This window comes from Rhodococcus sp. IEGM 1408 (assembly GCF_033142235.1).
Classification (GTDB): Bacteria; Actinomycetota; Actinomycetes; order Mycobacteriales; family Mycobacteriaceae; genus Dietzia.
The window spans coordinates 128039-150280 of the sequence record NZ_JAWLRW010000007.1 but is presented as its reverse complement, the minus strand read 5'-3'; the positions used below and the strand labels follow the sequence as shown (position 1 = coordinate 150280).

Sequence of the window (22242 nt, the reverse complement as noted above, 5' to 3'; positions counted from 1 at the left end):
CTAATCTGACGCGGGTGTTCATCCTGGAAACGCTCATCGCGATCACCGTCGCGCTGACCACCGCGTTCGGCGGTCTGGTGGCAGAAGACCTCATCACCCGCGACGCGGCGTGCACCATCTCGTCGGTCCCGGACCTGTGGTCCGAGACGTGCACGTCCCCCTCGCGACTGGGCTGGCTCGTCGGGACGCTGCTGGCGCTCATCGTGGCGATGGCGGTGCGCGCGTGGCTCATCACCCACAACGGCACCCTCTACTACCTGCGCCTGCTCCCGGCCGAGAGCGCGGACCGGATGCGCGCCGCGGTGGACGTGGCCAACGCCCGGAGCCTGGACTTCCGCTCCGCGACCGGGTGGTTCGGCACCGACTACGAGGTCGTGGACCTGCGGCGCGAGGTCGACCACATCTCGGACGAGCTCGAGCGGGCGATGAACGACGACGACGACGCGACCGGCTACGTCCTGGCCCCCAACCTGGCATTCCCAGCCGCACTTGCTGTCGGGTACGACACCCTCCTGCGCGAGCGCACCCACCTGGCCGAGCTGCCGACCGAGGCCCGCAGGCGCCGCCGGCCGGGTGGTGACACCGGGGTGCGGACGGTGTACTTCGACGACGGCGACGACATGTGGGCCGAGCGCCGGTGGCGCTCACGCCGGAGTCGGCCGGACTCCGAACTCACCATGGTCACCCTGGGGACGCCGCCCGCCGACCGGACGGCGGTGGGTCGCGTATGGCTCTCACTCCAGCTCGACGGGGGCGGAGCCGTGTCCGAGGCCGACGCCGGGCACCCGCTGCGGAACGCGGCGGACCTCGTCGTCGTCGTGGGCCCCACCGCAACCGACGGCGGCGTGGAGACCCTCCGCCCCTGGGCGATGCCCGCCGGGCGCTGGTACCCCGGTGCGAGCGGGCGGCAGATCGACAGGCGCTCGTTCGCGCGGCTGGTGGAGGAACTCTCCGGCGCGGTGGAGCAGGTCCTCGACGACTACCCCGAGGCCCACGTCCTGCTCACCGGCCGGATGCCGCGGAGCATCGCGTTCGCCCTCGGCTACGTGATCTCGCAGCGCAAGGACGACCGCATCGAGGGTAAGCGCGCCGCCCACCACCCGACCCGCTCCGACGACACCCGGGCCGCGCGCGAACAGGCCCGCGCGGAGAACGAGGGGCTGAGCTCGTTGAGCCGCTTCTGGTCCTCGGTCACCCCGGTGCTCGAGCACCTCGGCGAGGCCAAGCCCACCCTGGTACACGCGGCGCAGCGCCCCGAGACGGTCCGCGCCCTCACCGGGTAGTGGATTCCGGCAGGGTCAGGCGCGGTCAGGCCTCGAGCGGCGCCCCGTCGCGCAGGTGCGGCGCCAGGGTGTTGTCGAACATCGTCAGCGCGGAGGCGATGGCCATGTGCATGTCCAGGTACTGGTACGTGCCCAGGCGGCCGCCGAAGATCACCCGGTTCTCGGCGGTCTCCACCTTGGCGCGGTCGCGGTAGGCGGCCAACTTCTCGCGGTCGGTGGACTCGTTGATCGGGTAGTACGGCTCGTCCTCGCGCTCGGCGAACCGACTGAACTCCCGCATGATCACGGTCTTGTCCGTGGGGTAGTTCTTGCGCTCGGGGTGGAAGTGCCGGAACTCGTGGATGCGGGTGTACTCGACCTCCGCGTCGTTGTAGTTCATCACCGGGGTGCCCTGGAAATCGCCCGTGGGCAGGACCTCGGTCTCGAAATCCAGGGTGCGCCAGCCCAGCTCGCCGTCGGAGTAGTCGAAGTAGCGATCCAGCGGCCCGGTGTAGACCACGGGCGCGTCGGGGCTCGCGGCGCGGACCGCGTCCGAGACGTCGAACCAGTCGGTGTCCAGCACCACGTCGATCTTCTCGTCCGCGGCCATGTTCTCCAACCACGCGGTGTAGCCGTCGACAGGCAGCCCCTCGTGGGCGTCGCTGAAGTAGCGGTTGTCGAAGTTGTAGCGCACGGGCAGGCGGGTGATGTTGCCGGCGGGCAGGTTCTTGGGGTCGGTCTGCCACTGCTTGGCGGTGTAACCCTTGATGAACGCCTCGTACAGCGGGCGGCCGATCAGGGAGATCGCCTTCTCCTCGAAGTTGGCCGCGCTCTCGGCGGTGAACTCCGCGGCCTGCTCGGCGATCAGCTTCCGCGCCTCGTCCGGCGAGTAGTAGCGACCGAAGAACTGGTTGATCAGGCCCAGGCCCATGGGGAACTGGTAGGCCGTGTCCTTGTACATACAGAACACACGGTGCTGGTACCCGGTGAAGTCGGTGAAGCGGTTGACGTACTCCCAGACCCGCTCGTTGGAGGTGTGGAACAGGTGCGCGCCGTACTTGTGGATCTCGATCCCGGTCTCGGGCTCGGCCTCCGAATAGGCGTTTCCGCCGATGTGGTGGCGGCGGTCCAGCACCAGCACGCGCTTGCCGAGCTCGGCCGCGGCCCGCTCGGCGACCGTCAGTCCGAAGAATCCCGACCCCACCACGATCAGGTCGTAGGTCCCCCACTGCCGCTCGTCCGCCATCGCTGGAGCCTTCCTGTAGCCGTCACTGCTTCGCACACGTCCACGCGCCGGTCGGCGCGGGTCCGGGTCCAAGGGTATCGGTCGGGGGTGCGCGCGGCCTCCAGGCCACACCAGACGACGACGAGGAGAGCCCCTCTGGAACCCGGCGCAGGTGCTCGGCGGGCGCATCGGGCGATCTCGTCGTCGTATATCCGTTCGAAACCACATGAATGTGATCCCAAAAATCACATCTGTACCACTTGGTTTCACGCGTTTCTTAGCTACCATTGACCTCGTTCGTCACATTCGTCCCAGCTGTCGCTCTCGTAACGGCTGCCGGGGAGAAGTGCCCTGCGGTTCACTACCGCGGAACACAGACACCTGATCGGGAGAAGCCCTTGAGAACACGACGCCGCCCCCTGTACGCCAGCGGTCGACGCCGTACCCTCGCCCTCGCGGTGACGGTCGCGGCGTCCGTGGTCACCCCCCTCGCCGTGTACGGGGCCGACCACCTCGTCGAGTCCTCCGGCGACATCGCGGCCACCGCCGGCGAGGCCGGTACCGCCTCCCCGACAGGCGAGACCACGGTCCCGCTGTCCGGCGCCCCATCGGCGGTCGGCGTGGACACCGACATCGCGGCCGGGAGCGCACCGGTCAAGGAGGTCACCTCCGACACCCCGTTCTCGATGGTCGGCGTGACCTGGAAGGGCCACCACCCCGACGCCACCGCGGCCATGCGCGCGAGGTCCGCCGACGGCGCGTGGGGCCCCTGGTACGAGGCCGAGGCCGTCGACGACACGGGCGAGAGCACCACCGGAACCGGCGGTACCGAGCCCGTCTACCTGGGCATCGACGCCACCGTCGTCCAGATCAAGCTCTCCGGCGTCGACCTCGCCGACACCTCGCTGGCAGACGCGCCCGAGGCCGAGCCCGCTGCGACCGAGCCCGCTGCAGGGGAGGCCGAGGGCCCGGCCCGGCGCGACGTCGCGGCCACCCGCACCGCCGCGCCCGCCGCTGCCGAGCCGTCCGTCGCGGCTCCCGCTGCCGAGCCGTCCGTCGCGGAGCCGGCGCGGCCTTCCGCCGATGCGGTCCCGCCGATCCCGACGCGCTTCGCCGACATCAAACCGGTGGCCGAGACCACCGACCTGGACCCCGAGTCCGTCACCGCCGTCCTGCTCTCCCCCGACGCCGCGCCGACCCCCGACGCCGAGGCGTTCGGGGACGTCTCCGCCAACGGCGGCACCGGGGTCAACGGCAACATCGCCGCCAAGCAGCCCTCGATCATCACCCGGGGCGGTTGGGGCGCAGACGAGTCGATGCGCTGCGGCGGCACCACCTACGACGACTCGCTGGCCGCCGCCACCGTGCACCACACGGCCGGCAGCAACAACTACACGCGCGAGGGCTCAGCCAGCGTCGTGCGGGGCATCTACGTCTACCACGCACGCAATCTGGGCTGGTGCGACGTCGGTTACAACGTGCTGGTCGACAAGTACGGCCAGGCCTTCGAGGGCCGCCGCGGCGGGCTCACCCGCAACGTCCAGGGCGCCCACGCCGGCGGCTTCAACGGCAACACCTTCGGCATCTCGATGATGGGTGACTACTCCACCGTCACCCCGCCGGACGCCACCATCCGCAAGGTGGGCGAGGTCATCGGCTGGCGGCTGTCCCTCGCGGGAGTCGACCCCAAGGGCACCAGCACGCACTACTCCGAGGGCACTTCGTACACCAAGTACCCGGCCGGTGCCGCCGTCCGGCTGCCCAACATCTTCGCCCATCGCGACACCGGCAACACCTCGTGCCCCGGCAACGCGGGCTACGCCAAGATGGGCCAGATCCGCGACATCGCGGCCTCCTACGCCAAGTCCGGCGGCGGGTCTCCCGCTCCGTCCAACCCCACTCCCCCGGCCACCAGTCCCGGCTGGTCGGCACCCCGGCCGGGCACCGGCGGCGCGACCATCCCCGGTCTCAGCCAGGGCAACATCAGGGACGCGGTGACCTCCGCGCTGCGCACCGTGCTGACCGGCGGCCGGCTGGACCCCGCCGAGCTGACCCGGATCCTCACCGGCGGGATGACTCTCGCCGACATCCCGTTCGACGCCGGATCGGTGCAGGACGCGGTCGGTGTGGACGTGGGCTCCGTCGAGGGCCTGCTCGGCGGGGACTTTGCCAAGCTCGCCTCGCAGTTCGCCGGCCCCCTGGGCAAGGTGCTCTCCGGGGTCCAGAAGTTCGGCAACGTCTCGTTGGTCAAGCACGAGAACGGCGCTCTGTACTCCTCCCCCGAGACCGGCACCCACCCCGTGTGGGGCGCGATCGGCGACGCCTGGGCCTCCCAGGGCTTCGAGGACGGACCACTGGGACTGCCGGTGTCCGCGGAGACCACGCGCGACGACGGCACGATCGCCCAGCGCTTCGTCGGTGGCACGCTGGTCTTCGACCCGGCCACCAAGGAGCTCACGGTCGAGCCGAACCCCTGATCCCCGGCCGACGCCCAGGCGTCGGCCGACCAGACTCGCGGGCCGGGTCCCATCAGGTGTGCCCGCCGCTCCCAGCCAGGGGGCGGCGGGCACACCGGGGAAGTGGCGGGGACCGGTCCGCGCCCTCTTTGTCGAGTGATCCGCTCCCGCGTGATCCCGACTGATCACCCCCGCCGTGCTGGCGGGGTCAGTTCCACCAGCGGCGCAGCACGTGCGCCAGTCCCGCCTCGTCGTTGCTGAGAGTGATCTCGTCGGCGACGGCGTGCACGGCGGGGATCGCATTGCCCATCGCCACCCCGTGGTCGGCCCAGCGCAGCATCTCGAGGTCATTGGGCATGTCGCCGAAGGCGACCGTTCTCGGCACTGTGCCGAAGGCGACCGTTCTCGGCACCGCGCCGGGTGGGGGCGCGGCCCCCGGCCATCCGTCGCCGGTTCGTCCGAGTCCTGCGGCGACCTCTACCAGCGCGCTCGCCTTGGTCACTCCCCGCGCCGCGAACTCGATCAGTCCGTCGGTGGTGGAGTAGGTGACGTCGGCGAGGTCGGACAACTCCCCCCGCAGTGCGGCGACCATGTCGGCGCTGGGCATTCCCGGCACTCTGGCCAGCAGTTTGAGGACGGGTTGGGAGAGCACCTCGGAGTGACCGACCTCCAGGTGTTCGGGATGGATCCAGGCGTGCTCGTAGTCCGGGCTGGCCACGAACTGCGGGTCGGCGGCGTCGGTGCCCAGTCGCTCGGCGGCGATCCCGCTGCCCGGCAGGCGGTCGCGGAGGACCTCGTCGATCGCTTGCAGCGCGTCGGCGTCGAGGAGCCGGGTGCTCAGGTACTCGCCGCTGGCGGTGTCCATGATGACCGCGCCGTTGGCACATACCGCCAGGGGCGCCACGGGGAGCTGCTCGACCACCTGCGACAGCCACCGCGGGGGGCGCCCGGTGGCCAGCACGAACGTGGCGCCATCCGACACCAGGTCCGCGATGACGGCCCGGTTGGCCTCCGGGATGCGCTCGTGTCGGTCGATCAGCGTTCCGTCGACATCGGTGGCGACGAGGAGCGGTCGCTCGGGGCTCACGGGGCGTCCGGACCCGCCGGTCCCTCCGGGGCGTCCCCGCCGTCCGTCGTCTGCGCTCGCCGGCGCATGCGCTCGGCGTGTTCGGCCTCGTCGAGTGCGGTGGCCTCCTCGAGGGTCGGGGCCGACCCACCGAGACGGGCGGGCACCCAGGCGGCCCCGGTCGGATACGCACCGTAGCGCCGCGCGTACTCGTCGCGGAGGCCCTCGAGGGTGGCCTGCATCCGCGAGCGGAGCTCCTCGGTGCAGTCCTCGGCGGGCGCAAAGGCCTGCATCGGCTCGCCGACCTCCATCAGGATGGGGACCCGGGGGCGCAGCAGCTTCTTGGGCAGTCCCTTGGTCCACACCCGCTGGGATCCCCACAGGGTGACCGGGATGATCGGGACGCCCGCCTCGAGCGCCATCCGCACCGCGCCCGACTTGAAACCCTTGATCTCGAAGCTGCGGCTGATGGTGGCCTCGGGGAACACCCCGACGAGCTCCCCCGCCCGGAGCCGCGCGACGGCCTCGTCGAACGACGCCTTACCGGCCGTGCGGTCCACGGGGATGTGTTTGAGCTCGCGCATGATCGGCCCGGCGACCGGGTGATCGAACACCTCGGCCTTGGCCATGTAGCGGATGAACCGCTTGTGGACGCGCGCCGGGATCCCGGCGTAGACGAAGTCGAAGTAGCCGGTGTGGTTGATCACCACCACCGCACCGCCGGTGGCAGGGAAATTCCTCTCCCCCCGCATCGTGATGTCCAGTCCCTGGACCTTGAACAGCGTGCGGGCGAACCCGATTATCCCCGTATAGAGCAACTCCACGTGGAACAGCGTAGCGGCCCGCCCCGACCGCTGCGCTTCGCTCTCGGTACGTTCGGTGACGTGGATGACAACTCGCGCTCCGATCCGGCTGACCCGGCGGCGCACAGCCGCCACTACTCCTGGCCGCCGCTGCCGACCGGCGGAGCGCGCACCCCGCACGCGGGTCCGGACGCCCTGCAGCGGGTCATCGACGGCGAGCGCCACCTCTCCCCCGGTGCGCTCACGCTCGGACTGCAGCTCACGTCGGTCGACGACCGCGCGGTCACCATGACCGCCGAGCCCGCCGAGTGGGCCCTGAACAACGGCGGCACGGTGCACGGCGGGATCGTGTCCGGCTGGGTGGACTCGGCGCTCGGTTACGCCACGGCGACGGTTGTAGAGGAGGGCGTGGTCTACAGCACGCTCGACCTCACCGTGCGCTACCTCCGCGCGCTCCGGCTGGACAAGACCCCCGCGGTGATCCACGCGGAGGTCGAGCACGTGGGTCGGTCGACGTGCGTCGTGCAGGCCAAGGTCCTGGACACCGACGGCCGGACCTGCGCCAGCGCGAGCGGCGTGATGATGCTCTTCCGCCCCTGACTTCCACTCCGGAGCCAGCAGTGCGGCGGTCGCGGCAGCCGCTCCGGCATCGGCCCGCCGGGCGGACGACGACCTCGTCGTCGTCCTGGGCGCCCGTCGGGAGGACTAGCGGGACGGCCGCAGGACGTCCTTGCCCACGAACGGGCGCAGCGCCTCGGGCACGACCACGGAGCCGTCCGCCTGCTGGTGGTTCTCGAGGATCGCCACGAGCCAGCGGGTGGTGGCCAGCGTGCCGTTCAGTGTGGCGGCCGTCTGCGGCTTCCCGTTCTCGTCCCGGTACCGGACGCCCAGCCGGCGGGCCTGGAACGTCGTGCAGTTGGAGGTGGACGTGAGCTCGCGGTACGTGCCCTGGGTGGGGACCCACGCCTCGCAGTCGTACTTGCGGGCGGCCGACGAGCCCAGATCGCCGCCGGCGATGTCGATCACCCGGAAGGGCAGGCCCATGAGCTGCAGCATCTCCTTCTCGAGGGCCAACAGACGCAGGTGCTCGTCGTGCGCGTCCTCCGGCTTGCACCAGGAGAACATCTCGACCTTGTCGAACTGGTGCACCCGGATGATGCCGCGGGTGTCCCGACCGTGGCTGCCGGCCTCGCGGCGGAAACACGACGACCAGCCGCAGTAGCTCTTGGGTCCGTCCGACAGGTCGAGGATCTCGCCCTGGTGATAGCCCGCCATCGCGACCTCGGACGTGCCGACCAGGTAGAGGTCGTCGTCGGCCAGGTGGTAGATCTCGTCGGAGTGCGCGCCCAGGAACCCGGTGCCCTGCATGATCTCCGGACGCACCAGGACCGGCGGGATCATGAGCGTGAAGCCGTTGGCCGTGGCCTTCTGCGCCGCCAACTGCAGCATGCCCAGCTGCAGCAGGGCGCCGTCGCCGGTGAGGAAGTAGAACCGCGCGCCGGAGACCTTGGCGCCGCGCTCCATGTCCAGCAGCCCCAGGCTCTCGCCCAGCTCGAGGTGGTCCCTGGGCTCGAAGTCGAAGGTGGGGATCTCGCCGATCCGCTCGATCTCCACGAAGTCGTCCTCGCCGCCGGCGGGTGTCCCCTCCTCGACGACGTTGGAGAGCAGCCGCTGGATCCGGTCGACCTCGGCCGCGGCGGTCTTCTCCGCCTCCTCGGCGTCCTTGACCGCCTGCTTGAGGGCGCCCGCGGCCTCCAACAGCGCCGGGCGGTCCTCGGGTGAGGCCTGCCCGACCGTCTTGCCGTGGGCCTTCTGCGCGGCGCGCGCGTTGTCCGCCGCGGAGATCGACGACCTGCGGGACTCGTCGGCGGCGAGGAGCCGGTCGACCAGCGACGGGTCCTCGCCGCGGGTGCGCTGGGAGTCGCGGACGACGTCGGGATTCTCGCGGAGCAGCTTGAGATCGATCACGGCGCCCAGCCTAGCGGCCGCGTCCCACCACCCGAATCCGCCACCGCGTGGCGGGAGAGCAGCGGATCCGCCCGGCCAGGGTCAGACGCCGAAGAGTTCGAGGAAGGCGTCCTTCTCGAACATGCGGGCCGTGTCGACCGCGGTGGGGGTTCCGCCGTACGGATCGGCGCCCGCCTCGAACAGAACGCGGACCACCTCGCCGTAACCCTTGAACACCGCGCCGGCGAGCGGGGTCTGGCCGCGGTCGTTGGAGCGGTCGACATCGGCGCCGCGGGAGACCAGTGCCCGGACGGTCTCGGGGTGCCCGTTGTAGGAGGCCAGCATGAGCAGGGCGTCGCCCCGCTCGTTGGTCAGGTCCGGGCTCACCCCGGCGTCGACGTACGCGGCCAGGCGTTCGGTCTCACCGTCGCGCGCGAGCTGGAAGAGCATCTGGGCGAACTCGAGAACTTCCGGGTCGACGCCCTCCCGCGGTGCACGCACGTTGCCGTCCGGGCCGCTCGCCTCGTCGTGGTTCTGTCCGCTCATGCCCTTGATCCTATCGGCACGGCGAACTTGCGGCATCATGGTTGCGATGACCACTACCACCCGATCGTCTCACCGGGGTCGGTCCCTACTCCGCACCCGGGGCGCGGTCATGGCTTCCCTCCTCGCGATCCTGTCCGGCGGGGCGGTGACGGGTGCGCTCATGGCCTCGGCCATCGGAGACCCCAACTCGCCCGCGGCCGAGCGCATCTCGGCGATCGTCCCGCAGGTCGACCCGCGGACGCTCTCCGGTCCCGCCTACGCGGACGCCGCACCCGGGACGTGCCTGACCTGGTCGGTCGATGCCGCCGACCGCGTCACCGCCTTCACCACCGTCGACTGCGCCGAGCCCCACCGCTTCGAGGTCGCCGGCCGTCTCGACCTCATCGGAATCCCGGGCTTCGGCGAGAAGACGCCCCTGCCGGACAAGGCGGACCTGGCCCCTGTGGGCACGGACCGGTGTCTCCCGCTCATCAGCCGCTACGCCGGCGGACGCGAGGTCGACGCCGCGGGGCGGTTCACCGGGCTGGTCGTCCCGCCATCCGAGGAGGGCTGGACCAGGGGCGACCACACCGTGCTGTGCGGAGTGGCCGCCGCCGAGCTCGACGGCCGGTCCGCCACCTCGACCGGGGTGTTCGCGGAAGCGGATCAGCATCGACGGTGGGAGGCCGGCACCTGCCTGGGCTTCACCGACACCGGACTGCCCGGGGCGCCCGTGCCGTGCTCGGCGGACCACCCGATCGAGGTCGTCTCCGAACTCGACGTCACCGGGGTCTTCCCGGAGTCGCCCTTCCCGCCCGAGCCGCGGGTGCAGTCCGAACTCACCGCGGAGGCCTGTCTGGCGGACGGGGCCGACTACCTGGGTGACGCCGAGGCACTGCGCCAATCCACTCTCATCTCCACGCTCGTCAACCCGATCTCCCAGGTCTCCTGGGCCACCGGCAGCCGCACCGTCAACTGCGGGCTGATGAAGGCCGCCGATCCCGGGCCGTTCGCGGTACTGCGGGGCTCGGCGCGGCAGGGCGTGCTGATCGACGGCGCCACGCCGGTCGCGCCCACCACCACGCAGATCCCCTCGCCGGGCGCACCGGCCGGGGCGCCCGGCGCCGCGGCTGACCCGGGATCCGGGACGGTGTCCGTCCCTGTCCCGGGCGGCACGCCGTGAGCATGGTCGTCGACGAGGCGCGGTTCGAGTCACTCGTCGACGACGCGCTGGACTCCATCCCGGACGCGTTGTTCGCCGCGATGGACAACGTCGTGGTCCTCATCGCCGACCGCCATCCCGAGGAGGCCGACCTCCTGGGCCTGTACGAGGGGGTGGCGCTGACCGAGCGCGACACCACCTACAGTGGCTTCCTCCCGGACACCATCACGATCTACCGGGGGGCGCTCTGTGACTTCTGTTCCTCCGAGGAGCAGTTGATCCACGAGGTGGCGGTGACGGTCATCCACGAGATCGCCCACCACTTCGGGATCGAGGAACACACCCTGCACGCGCTGGGCTGGGGCTGAGCTGGGGCTGGGTTGAGCTGGCCTGGAGCTGGGCTGCGGCTGAGCCGGCCCGTCAGAACTGCGGGCGCCCCAGGTGGTCGCCCCACCGCTCGCACGACCACCCGCCGCCGTCCGGCGCGAGCTCGATGACCCCGCAGTTGGGGATCCGGTTGGCCAGCGCCCACTGGGAGGGCACGGCCCCGGCGAAGACCGCGATCATCCGCATGAGCGTGCCGTGGACCACCAGCACGACGTCGATACCGTTGTCGAGGTAGCTCTCCCGCAGCTCCGAGATCACGGGCATCGCCCGGTCCTGCACGTCCAGCGCGCTCTCGCCCCCGGGCAGGCACGAGGCCAGGTCGCCGTCCTCCAGCCAGTCGCGCACGACCCGGTTGTAGGCCAACAGCGCCTCCTCGCCGGTCCGCATCTCGTAACTGCCGGCCTGTACCTCGTACATGCCGGGCACCGCTTGAGTGGTCAATCCCATCGCGTCGTCGATCAGCCCGGCCGTCTCGCGGGCGCGGGCGGCCTCCGAGCTGAGGATGACCGACGGGGAGATCCCGGAGCCGGCCAGTTCGGCGCCGACCATCCGCGCCTGCTCGCGCCCCAGCTCGGTCAGCGGCGCGCCGGGCAGCGCGGTGTCCAGCGCCCCGGCGACGTTCGACGGGGTCTGCCCGTGGCGGACCAGGTGCAGGCGGGCGCTCATCGGTCGTCCGCCCGGTGCTTGCCGGCCCTGTGCCCAGTGACCGGGCTCCCGACATCCGGGGACTCGACAGCCTCGACATCCGGGCTCTCGACAGCCCCGTGCCGGAGGCCCTCGATCCAGTCGAGCGCCTCGGCGCGGTCCGGCGGGACCGTGCCCGCGCCGACGCCGTCCGCGACGGGCCACGATCCGAGGAAGCGCAGGTCGGCGGTCCGCTGGTGCAGCGCCGCCAACGCCTCGGCCACCACGGGGTCGTCGATGTGGCCGACCAGATCCACGTGGAAGAGGTAGGTGAACCGCTCGACGCGGGTGGGTCGCGAGCCGATCCGGGTGAGGTCGATGCCCCGGATCGACAGCTCGGTGAGCGCCTGGACCAGCGAGTTGGGCTCGTGCGGCAGGCCGAAGACCACGCAGGTCCGGTCGTGACCGGTGCGCTCGAGCGGAGACCCGGGGCGGCCCACCAGCACGAACCGGGTGCGGGCCCCGCGCACGTCGGCCACGTCCTCCGCGAGCGGGACGAGGCCGTTGATCTGGCCCGCGCGGGCGGGTGCGGCGGTGGCGTCAGCGCTCCCGGCCGCCACCTCCTCTGCCCCCGCGGCGGTGGAGGACGTGGTCTCGACACGCGCTCCGGGCAGATGCTCGGCAACCCAGCGACGGACCTGTGCGGCGGCGATCGGGTGGGTCCGCAGGACCCGGACGTCCGCGGCGGCGGTGCCGGGTCGGACGAGGATGGAGAAGACCACGTCGAGCTCGGTCTCGGCGAAGATCTGCAGCCGCCGCCCCACCGCGAGGGCATCGCTGGTGGGGTTGACGGTGCCGTCGACGGAGTTCTCGAACGGCACGCAGGCGTAGTCCGCCGCACCCTCCCGGACCAGGGCCAACGCCTCGTCCGGCGTGCCGGCCGGGACGGCCTCGGCCCCGTCGAGCAGCGCTGAGATGCGCGCGTCGGCGCGGAGACGGTGCAGGGCGGCATCGGTGAAGGTTCCGGGCGGGCCGAGGTAGGCGACGGTGACCACGACGACAAGACTAGCCAGCGTCAGGAACGCCCGGCCGACGCGAGGTCCGCCGCCACCTCTTCCTCGACGCCGGCGGGCACCACAGCGCACGTCACGACGTCACGGATCGCCTCGCGCGCGGACCTCGGGAGCGCGACGAGCGCGGCCGGGTCCGGGGAGGCCAGTGCCGCGCGCACGTCACCCCCCGTCATGGCCGCGACCGCCCCCGCGAGTAGCGCCCAGATCTGCCCGGCGTCGGTGCACCGGGGCGCCAGTCCCGACCCGAAGCCGACACCGGAGTGCGCGGCGACGGCCAGCAGGTCGACCAACCAGTCGGCGGCCGGCCCCGGCCCGGCCAGACCCGGCGCCACGTCGACCACCGCCGCGGTGCCGGCGGCCAACACCTCGGCGACCGCGTCGAGTCCGGGCAGACCGGTGTCGGGGTCCGGGGCCACGTCCACGGGCACCGGCACTGACCACCGGGACAGCGTCGCGGCGAGACCGGAACCGGACACCACGAGGTCCTCGAAGAGGTCGGGGCGGGAGGGACCGCGGCTGAGCAGTTCGAGCGAGACCGTCATGCCCACAGGTCTACACCGCCGACGTTGCTACTCTCTCCCCCGATGGGTTCCGACGACTTTCCCGCCCCCGCCCTCGGCTCCGACTCCGGCTCCGCGGCCGACTCCACCCCCGCCACGGACGGTGCTCCCGAGGCCCCCGACGCCTCTCACCTGACCCCGGAGGAGAAGAGCGGTCCGCGCACGATCCACGTGGCGCTGGCGCTCCTCGTCGCCCTCCTGATCGTGGCGGTGGCGACGGATCCCGCGTCGGTCCTGCCCCGCGACTCCACGCTGCTCGGTCACCATCACCTGGACGAGGCCTCCGGTCTGGAGATCTCCGTTCCGGTGGGGTGGAAGATCATCGACGAACCGGAGTTCGGCACGGTTCAGATGGTGCCGGTCGGTTCCGGGCGCGCTCGCGACACCCGCATCCTGGCGGGTGTTCTCGAGCCCGGTATCGCCGCCGCGGCGATCGCCGACGACCAGGGCGCCGCGACAGCGTTGGCGGAGATCATCCAGCTGTATGTCATGGGGGTCACCGGCTCGCGCGACGAACAGCGCACGACCGAGGTGCGAAATGACGCTGGGGACGGGGCAGCCGTCTCGTATGTCGTCGTCCCCGAGGCGCCCGCGGACCCGTCTGCGGGCGGGCTGGTCTACGCCGCGGTGTTCGGGTCTGAGAACGAGCGCTGGTGGATCGCGTACGTGACGGAGTCCCAGCAGTCAGCCCCCGGGACCCGCTGGATCGACCGGATCGTCAACGACGTCCGGCTGCCGGAGTGACCCACCGGGAGGGCCGCATGCGACGGGCGCTCTCCCCGCGCGAGGCATTCCGTCGCCACGCCTCGCGGTTCGACCCGGTCACCGATCCCCGCATCCGCCGGCTCCTGGTGGTCGAGCTCGTCGTCGTCCTCCTGGTGACCTTCGGCCTCTCCGGCCTCTACTCCGTCCTCGACCTGGTCTCCGCTCTGCTCGCTCCGGAGGACCTCACCGACCAGACCGCAACCCTCAACGCCTCCCGATCCGCGCACTCCTGGCTCGACCTGGCCTATCAGCTGCTCGGGGTACTGCGGATGGCGGCGTGGTCGCTGCTGCCGCTGGTCCTGCTGGCCCATTCCGGGATCGGACCGAGAGCGGTCGGACTGGTCCGCGACCGCGCCGGCGGGCAGGTCGCCTGGGGGCTCGCGCTGACCGCTGTCATCGGCATCCCCGGCCTGGCGCTGTACCTCGGTGCGGTGGCGGCGGGGTTCAACCTCCAGGTCTCGGCCTCCGGACTCACGGAGACGTGGTGGCGGCCGATCGTGTTGATGCTGGCCGCCGCCGGGAACGGCGCCGCCGAGGAGATCCTCGTGGTGGGTTACCTGCTCATCCGCCTGCGACAACTCGGGGTACCGCCGGCGCTCGCCCTGATCGGCACGGCCCTCCTTCGCGGGTCGTACCACCTCTACCAGGGCTTCGGCGGCGGGCTGGGCAACCTCGCCATGGGGATCGTGTTTGCCCTCTGGTGGATGCGGACCCGCCGGTTGTGGCCGCTGATCCTCGCGCACACCCTTCTGGATGTCGTGGCCTTCCTGGGCTACGCGCTGCTCGCGCCGCACGTGACGTGGCTGTGAACGGCTGCCCTGCGCGGGCCCTCTACCTCCCGCTGACTGCCTGACTCGCGCGTCCCGAATGGACCGAATTGCCAGCACGACCCGGCATTATTCGTCCATCCCGCCGACGCTTCGACGGGGGTCGCCCGCGGCGCGGGGCGGCTGTGACCCTGACCTCGGCGGCACGGTGCGACACGCAGATCCGGCAGGTGGGCAAGTAGAGTCCGATCCCATGACCGACGACTCTAGGCGCCGGCACCTCACCCCCGAGGAGGCCGCCGAGCTCCGGCGACGCGCGCGCGAAGCCCGCGGCTACGCCGACCCCGGCGGACCCCGCGATCCGGATGCCCGTCGCGAGGTCCCCCGTGAGCCCCGTCGTGAACCCCGACATGAACCCCGTCGCGAGCCCCCTCGTGACCCCCGAGGCGCGGCGGATCCACGGCGCGCACCCGGCCCCGAGCCACGCCGGTCCGCAGACCCCCGGCGCGAAGCCCCCCGCTCGCCGGAGCCCGGCCACGAGCGGCCCGTCGGTCGGACCGGATACCAGCCCCGCCAGCAGCCCGAACCCCTGCGCCCCGAGCATCGGGCCCGGTACGCCGCACGGGATCCCCGCGGCGATCCCCGATATGACCCGCGCCGCGACCCCGCGCGGGCATCCCGGTCGCGGGCCGGCGACCGGGACCCCTACCGCCAGCCCGTCGACCCTCGGGCCGCACGGTCTCGCCGTCGGCAGTCGCCGGGCGGGCGCGCCGCACCTCGCGACCGGCGGGTTCGCAGGAGTCGCAGGATCGGCCCCGTGCGGATCCTGGGACTGGTCCTCGTCCTGGTCCTCACGCTGGGCGTGGTGAGCGTGCTGTGGGCGGACTCCAAGCTCCAGCGGATCGACGCCCTCACCGACTACCCGGGCCGGGGCGGCAACACCCCGGGCACCGTCACGCTCCTGGTGGGCACCGACTCGCGCGAGGGACTCACCCCGGAGCAGCAGGCCCAGCTGTCCACCGGCTCGGAATCCGACGCCGGCGGCAAACGCACCGACACCATGATGCTCGTCTACACCCCGCGAGACAGCGGCCGGACGATGCTCATCTCGCTCCCGCGCGACCTGTTGGTGGAGGTTCCCGGCTACGGGGAGAACAAGCTCAATGCCGCGTACACCTTCGGCGGCCCGCCGCTGCTCACCCAGACCCTGGAGCAGCAGACCGGGATGCGGATCGACCACTACGCGGAGATCGGTTTCGGCGGTTTCGCCGGGATCGTCGACGCGGTCGGCGGCGTGGACATCTGCATCTCCGAGCCCATCAACGACCCGCTGGCCGGTCTGGACCTGGCCGCCGGTTGCCAGACCCTCGCGGGGCCGCAGGCCCTCGGGTTCGTCCGCACCCGCTACGGGTTCGCCGAGCAGGACCTCCAGCGGGTCCGCAATCAGCGACAGTTCCTCGGCGCGCTCATGCGCAAGACCATGTCCCCCGGGAACCTGCTCAACCCGTTCACGGCGCTGCCCCTGCTCGACGCGGCCGCCGCGGCCGCGACCGTGGACACCGGCGACCACATCTGGACTCTCGCCTCGGTCATGTGGAAGCTCAAGAACGACCCGCTCACCGTGACCGCCCCCTACGACGGCATGGACTCCGGCGACGTCGGCTCCTACCTGGTGTGGGGCCCCAGCACGTCGGAGTTCTTCGACGCCGTCGCATCAGGCCGTACCCCGGCGCAGGAGTACCTCAGCCCGCCGGCGTGATCGTGACGATCCCCCACGTGCCGTCCGGGTTCTCCGCCACCCGGATGTGCTGCCGGATGACCACCGGTTCGGTGTCCGGCGGGGATTCCGTGAGAGTCACCTCGAGCAACGTCGGCGCCAACGCGCGGGCGTCCACGCAGTGGGTCGTGCCCACCGGGACCCGGTCCACCCCGTCGGCGCGCAACTGCTCCTCGGTCATCCGGCTCGACGGGGAGACCGCCTCGAACGCCTTTTCCGCCGACCGCTCGACGTAATAGGCGTGGTCGAAGGCCAGCACCGTCCCCAGCGGGCTGTCGAGCGATCCGGGGCCGTCGCCCGCCGCCCGGCCGGGCTCGGAGACCGCCGCACAGTCAGCCTTCTGCTCCTCCACCGGGGCGACGGCTCCGCGGGTGATGACGAACCCGAGCACCGCGGACCCGGCCAACACCGCCACGCCGGCTGCGGCGAACAGGCCGATCCGGCGGGAACGATTGCTGAGGCCGGAACGACCGACGCGATCCGGGGTTCCGCCCGCGGTGTGCCCCACGGTCCCGCGCGGCTCGCGCGGCTCGGGTGCGGCGGGGCCGGCCGGACCGTTGGGACCGGACCCGAGCGGCAGCGTCGACAGGTCATCCACCCGGCGCGCGGGCCCACCCGCATCGGGCCGGGCGCCCTCGACCGGGTCCTGCACCGTGTCCGCGAACCTGTCCGCGAACCTGTCCCCCGGAGCGCGCCGAGCGCCCAGCCGGATCCGGTTGGGGGCGGCTTCCCGGGAGGAACCCCGGCTGCCCGCCTCGGTGCGATCGCGGTCCGGGCCGCCCTGCCCCGCGGCGGACTCACCTGCCGCGGACTGGGACCGGACAGCCTGATCCCGGGTCTGCCCGGTCCGCAGCCACGGCGGAACGGTCACCTCCGGGGGCGGCGACCCGTCGTCGTCGTCGCGGGTGTTCGGCTGGTCGACCACGGCGGCTACACCCCACATCACCTCAGGTCCGGCTGGGCGACCCCTTAGCCTCCCGAGGGGATACTAGAGCTCCCCGAGCCAGGTCGGGGGCCTGTTCCATGTCAGCCCGAGGTGTTGCGCCGCGTCAGCGCAGGGTGACCTGGCGGGACCGGAGCCCGGCGCGGGACGCCCGCTCGTCCGAGCTGAGGGGGCTGTCCTGGGCCAATGCCTCGGACAGTCGCGCGTCGAGCTCGAGCAGTCCCGGCGCCCACTCCTGGTGGTGCATCTCCGGGTCCAGGTCGAAGACCGGCACGAGCAGCCCGTGGGTCCGGAACGAGCCCGCGAAACGAGACCCGTCACCCAGGTGCAGGCCGCCGGCGGCGTGGACCCGCGCGAGCGCCTCGAACAGCGCGTCCTCGTCCTCCGGGCGCACCCAGCGCACGTGGGCCTTCTCGCCCGCGTCCACCCACCATGCGGCCTCGATGCCGTCCGCCGCGACCCGCGCCGACGGCATCATGACCTCGTTGGCGTTCTTGACCGCCTGCGCGATCTCCGGCGCCACCTGCACACCCTCGGCCAGCCACCAGGAGAAGTCCTCGTGGACGACGATCTCCATCGGAGCGTCCGCGATCATCACGTCGGCCAGCGCCGGCGTCGACTCGCTCGGATGCGAGGCGTTGAGCGTCTCCCCGCCACCAGCGCGCGACGCCCAGTCGACCGCGTACGCGAGGTCGGCCGCCGGGTCCTGTCCGTGGACCTGCACCTGGAGACCCACCAGGGCCTCCCCGCCCAGCTCCTCGTCGCGGACGAGGCCGGCGATGGCCCCGGGCAGGACGGTGGCCAGCGTGATGTCACGACCCTGTCCTGGTGTGGTCAGGCGCGTGGTGGCCGATGGCACGAACTCGCGCATCGCGACCATGTCGCATTCCCCGGCGAACCCGGCGAACGGCCTTGGCTCGACACTCTGTTCCTCACGCTCGGCCGCGCGTGCGGCGATCTTGGCCTGGCGGTTGCCGCCGGACTTGGGCTCATTTTGGCGCTGACGTCTACCCACGACCAACACGATACGGTGCGGCTCCCCCGGCCGCGTGCGGGACGTCCGACTCGCGCCCGCCGGCCGGGCGCGGGGCGATCAGTCGCAGGCCGGACCCTGTCAGCCGCGGGCCGGACCGGTCAGGTCCGCCGGCCCGGGTCCGTCGAGGACGGTCAGTGCCCGCGCGGGGACGTTGGTCCCCACCCAGTCCACGCCGAGGTCGCGGCACAGGCGCAGATCGGCGGGGTCGTCGACGGTCCAGCAGTAGGTTCCCATGCCGCGCGAACGCCAGTACTCGACCAGCCACGGCCGCGCCCGGAGCGTTCCCATGCTGGGGCCCATCAGCTGCGCCCCGAAGCCCTCGGCGGGCCACGACTTGAGGACGTTGCGCCGCTCACGCAACTGAACGGTGGGGATCTCCGGCGCCAACTCCCTGAAGCGACGTACCGCCAGGACCGAGAAACTCATCATGACGGCGCGCGACCCGGCGTACGAGGCGGGCCGGTCCATCCCGAAGTATCTGAGCTCATCCCGGAGCGCGGTCTCGACCTGACCGCCGGAGGGGACCGGGTGCTTGGTCTCGAGGAACAGCTTGACGCGCGGATGAGCCTCGGCCATCACGAGGAAGCTGCGCAGCGTGACAACGGGCTCGGGCGCGCGGTGAACCGGGTGCCACGACCCCACGTCCAGCGTGGAGATCTGATCCAGCGAGCTGGCGTGGACCCACAGATCCCGATCCGCCACGCGCGACGTCCGCGGGTCGTGCAGTAGGACGGGTACGCCGTCGGAGGTCAGCCGGATGTCGATCTCCAGCGCCTCCGCGCCCTGCTCCAGCGCCTGCTGGAAGGCCACCATCGTGAGTTCGGGGAATTCGGCGGAGGCACCGCGGTGGGCGACGACCCCGCTCCGGGTGGACACCGGGGACGGCAGATAGGTGGATACGGGGACCGTCATGTCTCACTCCTCGCGCGCTGGGGATGCGTTGTTCACGATCCCCTGCGCGAGAAGCCGGCGGGTGAACCGCGGGGAGGGGTCGTCGAAACTCCGCATGACAGCCCGTGTGTCACGGACCGCCCACACCGCGGCGAGCGCCGCCAGGGCGGTGAGCAACACGGTGTCCGCCGCCGCCTGCGGCCCCTCCCCCGTGCCGCGCCACAGCGCGAGCGCCACCGCGGCCCCGTTCACCGCGACGACCACCCACCACCGGCGGAGCTCCGCCCTGGTGGGGGCGCGGGAGGAGGCCCGGCGGAGCTCTTCCAGGTAGACGGGGGTCCGGAACCAGTTGACGACGGGGAGGAGGCAACCGAGCCACAGGCCCGCCCGTCGCCGCGGGTCCGGGGCCGGCGCGTACACGCGGCGCCGCTGCTCGACGAGCCATGCCGTGGCCGCGACGGCCGCCGCCACCCCGACGGCGATCGCCACGACGCCCGTCACCCACACCAGCGCGGTGGTCAGGGCCTCGACCCACCAGGGCGCGAGCCGCTCGTCGTACCACGCGAGCGCGGCATATCTCAGTCCGTGGGCCACCGCGGCGACGGCGAACCACGTCCCCGCCGCGCCCAGGAACCCGGGTGCGACCGAGGCGAGCCGCGCGGGCTTAGGAGCCGCGGGCTGCCCCGGCTGGTACGGGATCGCCACCGGGGGCAACCCCCACCGCGGTGTGGCCGGATAGGCGGGCGTGCGCTCACCCCACGCCGGCCCCGTGCGGTGGCGCGGCGGGGGCGGCCGGGACCCCGGCAACGGCGGCCGCCACGGCGGATGCGCGACCCAACGCCACTGGCCGGTCCGCCGCGGTGTGGTCATGGCGACCATGCTGGCACAGCATCCCTGACGCGAGGCGGCGAGACAGCGCACGCCCGGGCTGCGCGGGGCCGGCCCGGCCCGGTCAGTCCCAGCTCTCGACGTGGCGCATCAGTGGCAGCGCCTTGCGCTGGATCCTGCCCATCCGCGAATGGATCGCGTCGAGCGTCTCGATCGCCTGCGCCACGTACGGGCCCTTGTTGAGCATCACGCACTCGGACCGCTGCGCCGACCCGGCGTCGGAGATCTCGGCCCGGGACGGCATCCCGGTCTTGGCCAGCGATTCCAGGACCTGCGTGGCCAACACGACCGGCACGCGGGCCGCCTGGCACATCAGCGTGATGTTGCGGGGGATCTCCGAGAGCGATTCGAACCCCATCTCCACGGCCAGGTCACCGCGCGCGATCATCACCCCCACCTCGTCGTGGCGCATGGCCTCGAGGAGCAGGTGTGGCAACCGGCGATACCCCTGCCTGGTCTCGATCTTGAGCAACAGGCCCAGCTCACGGCCCGGTTCGACCGCCGCCGCCCGCAGGGCCGCAAGCGCGTCGGCGACGTCCTGGCGGGTTCGCACGAAGGACAACGCCACGACGTCCGCGTGCCGGGCGGCAAACCGCAGGCACTGCCGGTCCTCCCCGGTGAGGGCGGGCGTGTCGACGTCGAGTCCCGGCACGTTGATCCCCTTCTCGGAACCCAGCCAGCGGCCGCCCTGGCGACAGCGCACCACCTCCAGCCGGGCCCACGGGCCGTCTGCCCTGCCGGGCCCCGCGGTCGCGGTGACCTCGGCCGCGATCACCCCGTCGTCGAACAGCACCCGGTCCCCGACCGACAGCGCCTCCACGATCTCGGGCAGCGCGCACCCCAGGCGGATCTCGCTGCCCGCCGGCGGCGGCTCCACGGGTTCCATGTCCCCGGTGAGAACGATCGAGTCCCCCATCCGGACGCGGATGCGGCGCGGCACCGCGGGGATGCCGCGGACGCGGGTGCGTTCGAAGTCGCAGTTGATCATCGTGCCGTCGCGCACCCACGCGTTGCGGTCGCCCTCGGCCAGCACCCCGTCTGCCCCGGCGGAGACCACGGTGAAATGCCGCATGAGTTTCCGGGTGTCGGGGACGTCGATCACGTCCCCCGGGGAACGGGCCGCCAGCCAGTCGGGGTCGACGCGCACGCTCAGGGCGGGCCGGCCCCGGGTGACGGGCGGCGGCGGGGGCGCGGCGGCGGGATCCGGGGCGCCGACGCGGCCCGGGTCGTCGCGGGTGAACCAGATCCTCGCGGGCTCGACGACCGTGCTGTCGTTCTCCCGGGTGACCCGCGCCCGGCCCACCGGCGCGCCCAGGGCGATCGGCCCGGTGCGGAGCTTGGGCCCGGCGAGGTCCATGGAGACCGGGATTCGCCGGCCGACGATGCGCTCGGCCGCCCGGACGTGGGCGATCATCCTCTCCCACCGCTCGGGGTCGTCGTGGGCGCAGTTGATGCGGGCCAGACCCATCCCGCGCTCGGCCAGGTCCAACACGAGCCCCGGGTCGTCAGCGGCCGACGACGGCAAGGTGACCATCACGCGTCCGGACCTGCCGTGGCGGGCCGTCCCGAGCAGCTGGTCGGCGTGGGCCGCCAGCGCCGCGTCCCCGGCATCGCGTGCCTCGGCGGTCTCCTCCGGGTCCGCGAAGGCCCCCGGGTCCTCTCCCTGCAGCGCGGCGACGGCGGCTCGGGCCGCCCCGAGAGAGGCCATCACGTCGTCCTCACACCCGACCAACGGGGAGACACCCACGTCGAGCAACCGGTCCTGCAGGTCGCGGAGATCGTGCCGACGCAGAGTGGCGTAGTCCACGAGGTTCAGCGCACCCCCTCGGTGGGTCGGGGCGACGGCGTCGACCTCGGTCGCCAGTCCGGCACGGCCGGAGGCGAGGTCGGCCAGGAGAGCGTCGAGCTGGTCGGCGAGGTCTGAGTACACCTGACCATTCTCGCCCCGTCCGGGCGGGCGGTCGCCGGGAAACCCGGGGCAGCGCGGGCGATCTTCCTCATCCGACACCCGGTGGGGGTGACAGGAGGCCGGAGCCTGTGTATGGTCGTTCTCAGTAGTTGAAAACGTTCGTTGTATTTCTGTTG

Annotated in this window: 21 protein-coding genes; 8 read left to right on the top strand and 13 right to left on the bottom strand. The window is 72.2% G+C overall.

Annotation, left to right across the window (positions count from 1 at the left end):
* Positions 1 to 14: 14 nt before the first annotated feature.
* Entirely contained in the window at positions 15 to 1283 is a 1269-nt protein-coding gene (locus R4P08_RS12625) for a hypothetical protein (protein ID WP_317814243.1), read from the top strand.
* Positions 1284 to 1308: 25 nt separating this feature from the next.
* Here R4P08_RS12625 and glf read toward each other — a convergent pair whose 3' ends face one another.
* The gene (gene glf, locus R4P08_RS12620) at positions 1309 to 2508 is read right to left on the bottom strand and encodes a UDP-galactopyranose mutase (protein WP_317814242.1); all 1200 of its coding nucleotides are present in this window, start codon (positions 2506 to 2508) and stop codon (positions 1309 to 1311) included.
* 377 nt (positions 2509 to 2885) lie between these two features.
* On the opposite strand from glf, the gene R4P08_RS12615 reads away from it, so the two are divergent.
* Positions 2886 to 4964, top strand: a complete 2079-nt coding sequence (locus tag R4P08_RS12615; RefSeq protein WP_317814241.1) for an N-acetylmuramoyl-L-alanine amidase — start codon at positions 2886 to 2888, stop codon at positions 4962 to 4964.
* Positions 4965 to 5151: 187 nt separating this feature from the next.
* On the opposite strand, the gene R4P08_RS12610 is transcribed toward R4P08_RS12615, so the two are convergent.
* Both R4P08_RS12610 and R4P08_RS12605 read right to left on the bottom strand, forming a co-directional pair.
* Positions 5152 to 6030 carry an HAD family hydrolase gene (locus R4P08_RS12610; protein WP_317814240.1) on the bottom strand — a complete coding sequence of 293 codons (879 nt, stop codon included), beginning with the start codon at positions 6028 to 6030 and terminating at the stop codon, positions 5152 to 5154.
* A complete protein-coding gene (locus tag R4P08_RS12605) occupies positions 6027 to 6833 on the bottom strand; it encodes a lysophospholipid acyltransferase family protein (RefSeq protein ID WP_317814239.1) in 807 nt (268 codons plus the stop codon). The genes R4P08_RS12610 and R4P08_RS12605 overlap by 4 nt, the downstream gene beginning before the upstream one ends.
* Here R4P08_RS12605 and R4P08_RS12600 point away from each other — a divergent pair, their 5' ends adjacent.
* Complete coding sequence (locus R4P08_RS12600) at positions 6834 to 7412, top strand: PaaI family thioesterase (RefSeq protein WP_317814238.1); 579 nt, start codon at positions 6834 to 6836, stop codon at positions 7410 to 7412.
* Positions 7413 to 7517: 105 nt separating this feature from the next.
* On the opposite strand, the gene serS is transcribed toward R4P08_RS12600, so the two are convergent.
* Together serS and R4P08_RS12590 are read right to left on the bottom strand one after the other, a co-directional pair.
* Complete coding sequence (gene serS, locus R4P08_RS12595) at positions 7518 to 8780, bottom strand: serine--tRNA ligase (protein ID WP_317814237.1); 1263 nt, start codon at positions 8778 to 8780, stop codon at positions 7518 to 7520.
* Between the two features lie 81 nt (positions 8781 to 8861).
* On the bottom strand, positions 8862 to 9209 hold the full coding sequence (locus R4P08_RS12590) for an ankyrin repeat domain-containing protein (RefSeq protein ID WP_317814338.1): 348 nt from the start codon (positions 9207 to 9209) through the stop codon (positions 8862 to 8864).
* A gap of 142 nt (positions 9210 to 9351) precedes the next feature.
* Between R4P08_RS12590 and R4P08_RS12585 the strand changes: the two genes are divergently transcribed.
* Positions 9352 to 10467 (top strand): septum formation family protein, encoded by a 1116-nt coding sequence (locus tag R4P08_RS12585; protein ID WP_317814236.1) that lies wholly within the window; start codon positions 9352 to 9354, stop codon positions 10465 to 10467.
* Positions 10468 to 10469: 2 nt separating this feature from the next.
* Positions 10470 to 10814: a metallopeptidase family protein gene (locus R4P08_RS12580; protein ID WP_317814337.1), complete on the top strand. Its 345-nt coding sequence runs from the start codon at positions 10470 to 10472 to the stop codon at positions 10812 to 10814.
* 52 nt (positions 10815 to 10866) lie between these two features.
* On the opposite strand, the gene R4P08_RS12575 is transcribed toward R4P08_RS12580, so the two are convergent.
* Genes R4P08_RS12575 through R4P08_RS12565 form a run of 3 tightly spaced genes read right to left on the bottom strand, consistent with a single transcriptional unit; the run spans position 10867 to position 13072 of the window.
* On the bottom strand, positions 10867 to 11499 hold the full coding sequence (locus R4P08_RS12575) for a histidine phosphatase family protein (protein ID WP_317814235.1): 633 nt from the start codon (positions 11497 to 11499) through the stop codon (positions 10867 to 10869).
* Complete coding sequence (pheA, locus tag R4P08_RS12570) at positions 11496 to 12512, bottom strand: prephenate dehydratase (RefSeq protein ID WP_317814234.1); 1017 nt, start codon at positions 12510 to 12512, stop codon at positions 11496 to 11498. The genes R4P08_RS12575 and pheA overlap by 4 nt, the downstream gene beginning before the upstream one ends.
* A 20-nt stretch (positions 12513 to 12532) precedes the next feature.
* On the bottom strand, positions 12533 to 13072 hold the full coding sequence (locus tag R4P08_RS12565) for a hypothetical protein (RefSeq protein WP_317814233.1): 540 nt from the start codon (positions 13070 to 13072) through the stop codon (positions 12533 to 12535).
* A gap of 42 nt (positions 13073 to 13114) precedes the next feature.
* Between R4P08_RS12565 and R4P08_RS12560 the strand changes: the two genes are divergently transcribed.
* The 3 genes from R4P08_RS12560 (at position 13115) to R4P08_RS12550 (ending at position 16381) form a co-directional block, all read left to right on the top strand.
* Complete coding sequence (locus R4P08_RS12560) at positions 13115 to 13834, top strand: hypothetical protein (protein ID WP_317814232.1); 720 nt, start codon at positions 13115 to 13117, stop codon at positions 13832 to 13834.
* 17 nt (positions 13835 to 13851) lie between these two features.
* Complete coding sequence (locus R4P08_RS12555; RefSeq protein ID WP_317814231.1) at positions 13852 to 14664, top strand: CPBP family intramembrane glutamic endopeptidase; 813 nt, start codon at positions 13852 to 13854, stop codon at positions 14662 to 14664.
* A gap of 775 nt (positions 14665 to 15439) precedes the next feature.
* A complete protein-coding gene (locus R4P08_RS12550; RefSeq protein WP_317814230.1) occupies positions 15440 to 16381 on the top strand; it encodes an LCP family protein in 942 nt (313 codons plus the stop codon).
* Here the strand turns inward: R4P08_RS12550 and R4P08_RS12545 are convergent.
* The 5 genes from R4P08_RS12545 to R4P08_RS12525 all read right to left on the bottom strand — a co-directional run bounded on the left by R4P08_RS12545 (position 16365) and on the right by R4P08_RS12525 (position 22087).
* Complete coding sequence (locus R4P08_RS12545) at positions 16365 to 17342, bottom strand: hypothetical protein (RefSeq protein ID WP_317814228.1); 978 nt, start codon at positions 17340 to 17342, stop codon at positions 16365 to 16367. The two genes, R4P08_RS12550 and R4P08_RS12545, sit on opposite strands and share 17 nt — an antisense overlap.
* A 106-nt stretch (positions 17343 to 17448) precedes the next feature.
* Complete coding sequence (locus tag R4P08_RS12540) at positions 17449 to 18357, bottom strand: DUF5926 family protein (protein WP_317814227.1); 909 nt, start codon at positions 18355 to 18357, stop codon at positions 17449 to 17451.
* Positions 18358 to 18456: 99 nt separating this feature from the next.
* Entirely contained in the window at positions 18457 to 19290 is an 834-nt protein-coding gene (locus tag R4P08_RS12535; RefSeq protein WP_317814226.1) for a glycerophosphodiester phosphodiesterase, read from the bottom strand.
* Positions 19291 to 19293: 3 nt separating this feature from the next.
* On the bottom strand, positions 19294 to 20139 hold the full coding sequence (locus R4P08_RS12530; RefSeq protein ID WP_317814225.1) for a DUF4328 domain-containing protein: 846 nt from the start codon (positions 20137 to 20139) through the stop codon (positions 19294 to 19296).
* Positions 20140 to 20221: 82 nt separating this feature from the next.
* Entirely contained in the window at positions 20222 to 22087 is a 1866-nt protein-coding gene (locus R4P08_RS12525) for a pyruvate kinase (protein ID WP_317814224.1), read from the bottom strand.
* Positions 22088 to 22242 lie beyond the last annotated feature (155 nt).

Excerpts from the sequence above, each read along its gene's own strand:
- glf (WP_317814242.1), bottom strand. The coding sequence starts at position 2,508 with ATGGCGGACGAGCGGCAGTGGGGGACCTACGACCTGATCGTGGTGGGG.
- R4P08_RS12590 (WP_317814338.1), bottom strand. The coding sequence starts at position 9,209 with ATGCTCTTCCAGCTCGCGCGCGACGGTGAGACCGAACGCCTGGCCGCG.
- R4P08_RS12585 (WP_317814236.1), top strand. The coding sequence starts at position 9,352 with ATGACCACTACCACCCGATCGTCTCACCGGGGTCGGTCCCTACTCCGC.
- R4P08_RS12580 (WP_317814337.1), top strand. The coding sequence starts at position 10,470 with ATGGTCGTCGACGAGGCGCGGTTCGAGTCACTCGTCGACGACGCGCTG.
- R4P08_RS12575 (WP_317814235.1), bottom strand. The coding sequence starts at position 11,499 with ATGAGCGCCCGCCTGCACCTGGTCCGCCACGGGCAGACCCCGTCGAAC.
- R4P08_RS12565 (WP_317814233.1), bottom strand. The coding sequence starts at position 13,072 with ATGACGGTCTCGCTCGAACTGCTCAGCCGCGGTCCCTCCCGCCCCGAC.
- R4P08_RS12560 (WP_317814232.1), top strand. The coding sequence starts at position 13,115 with ATGGGTTCCGACGACTTTCCCGCCCCCGCCCTCGGCTCCGACTCCGGC.
- R4P08_RS12555 (WP_317814231.1), top strand. The coding sequence starts at position 13,852 with ATGCGACGGGCGCTCTCCCCGCGCGAGGCATTCCGTCGCCACGCCTCG.
- R4P08_RS12545 (WP_317814228.1), bottom strand. The coding sequence starts at position 17,342 with ATGTGGGGTGTAGCCGCCGTGGTCGACCAGCCGAACACCCGCGACGAC.
- R4P08_RS12535 (WP_317814226.1), bottom strand. The coding sequence starts at position 19,290 with ATGACGGTCCCCGTATCCACCTATCTGCCGTCCCCGGTGTCCACCCGG.
- R4P08_RS12530 (WP_317814225.1), bottom strand. The coding sequence starts at position 20,139 with ATGACCACACCGCGGCGGACCGGCCAGTGGCGTTGGGTCGCGCATCCG.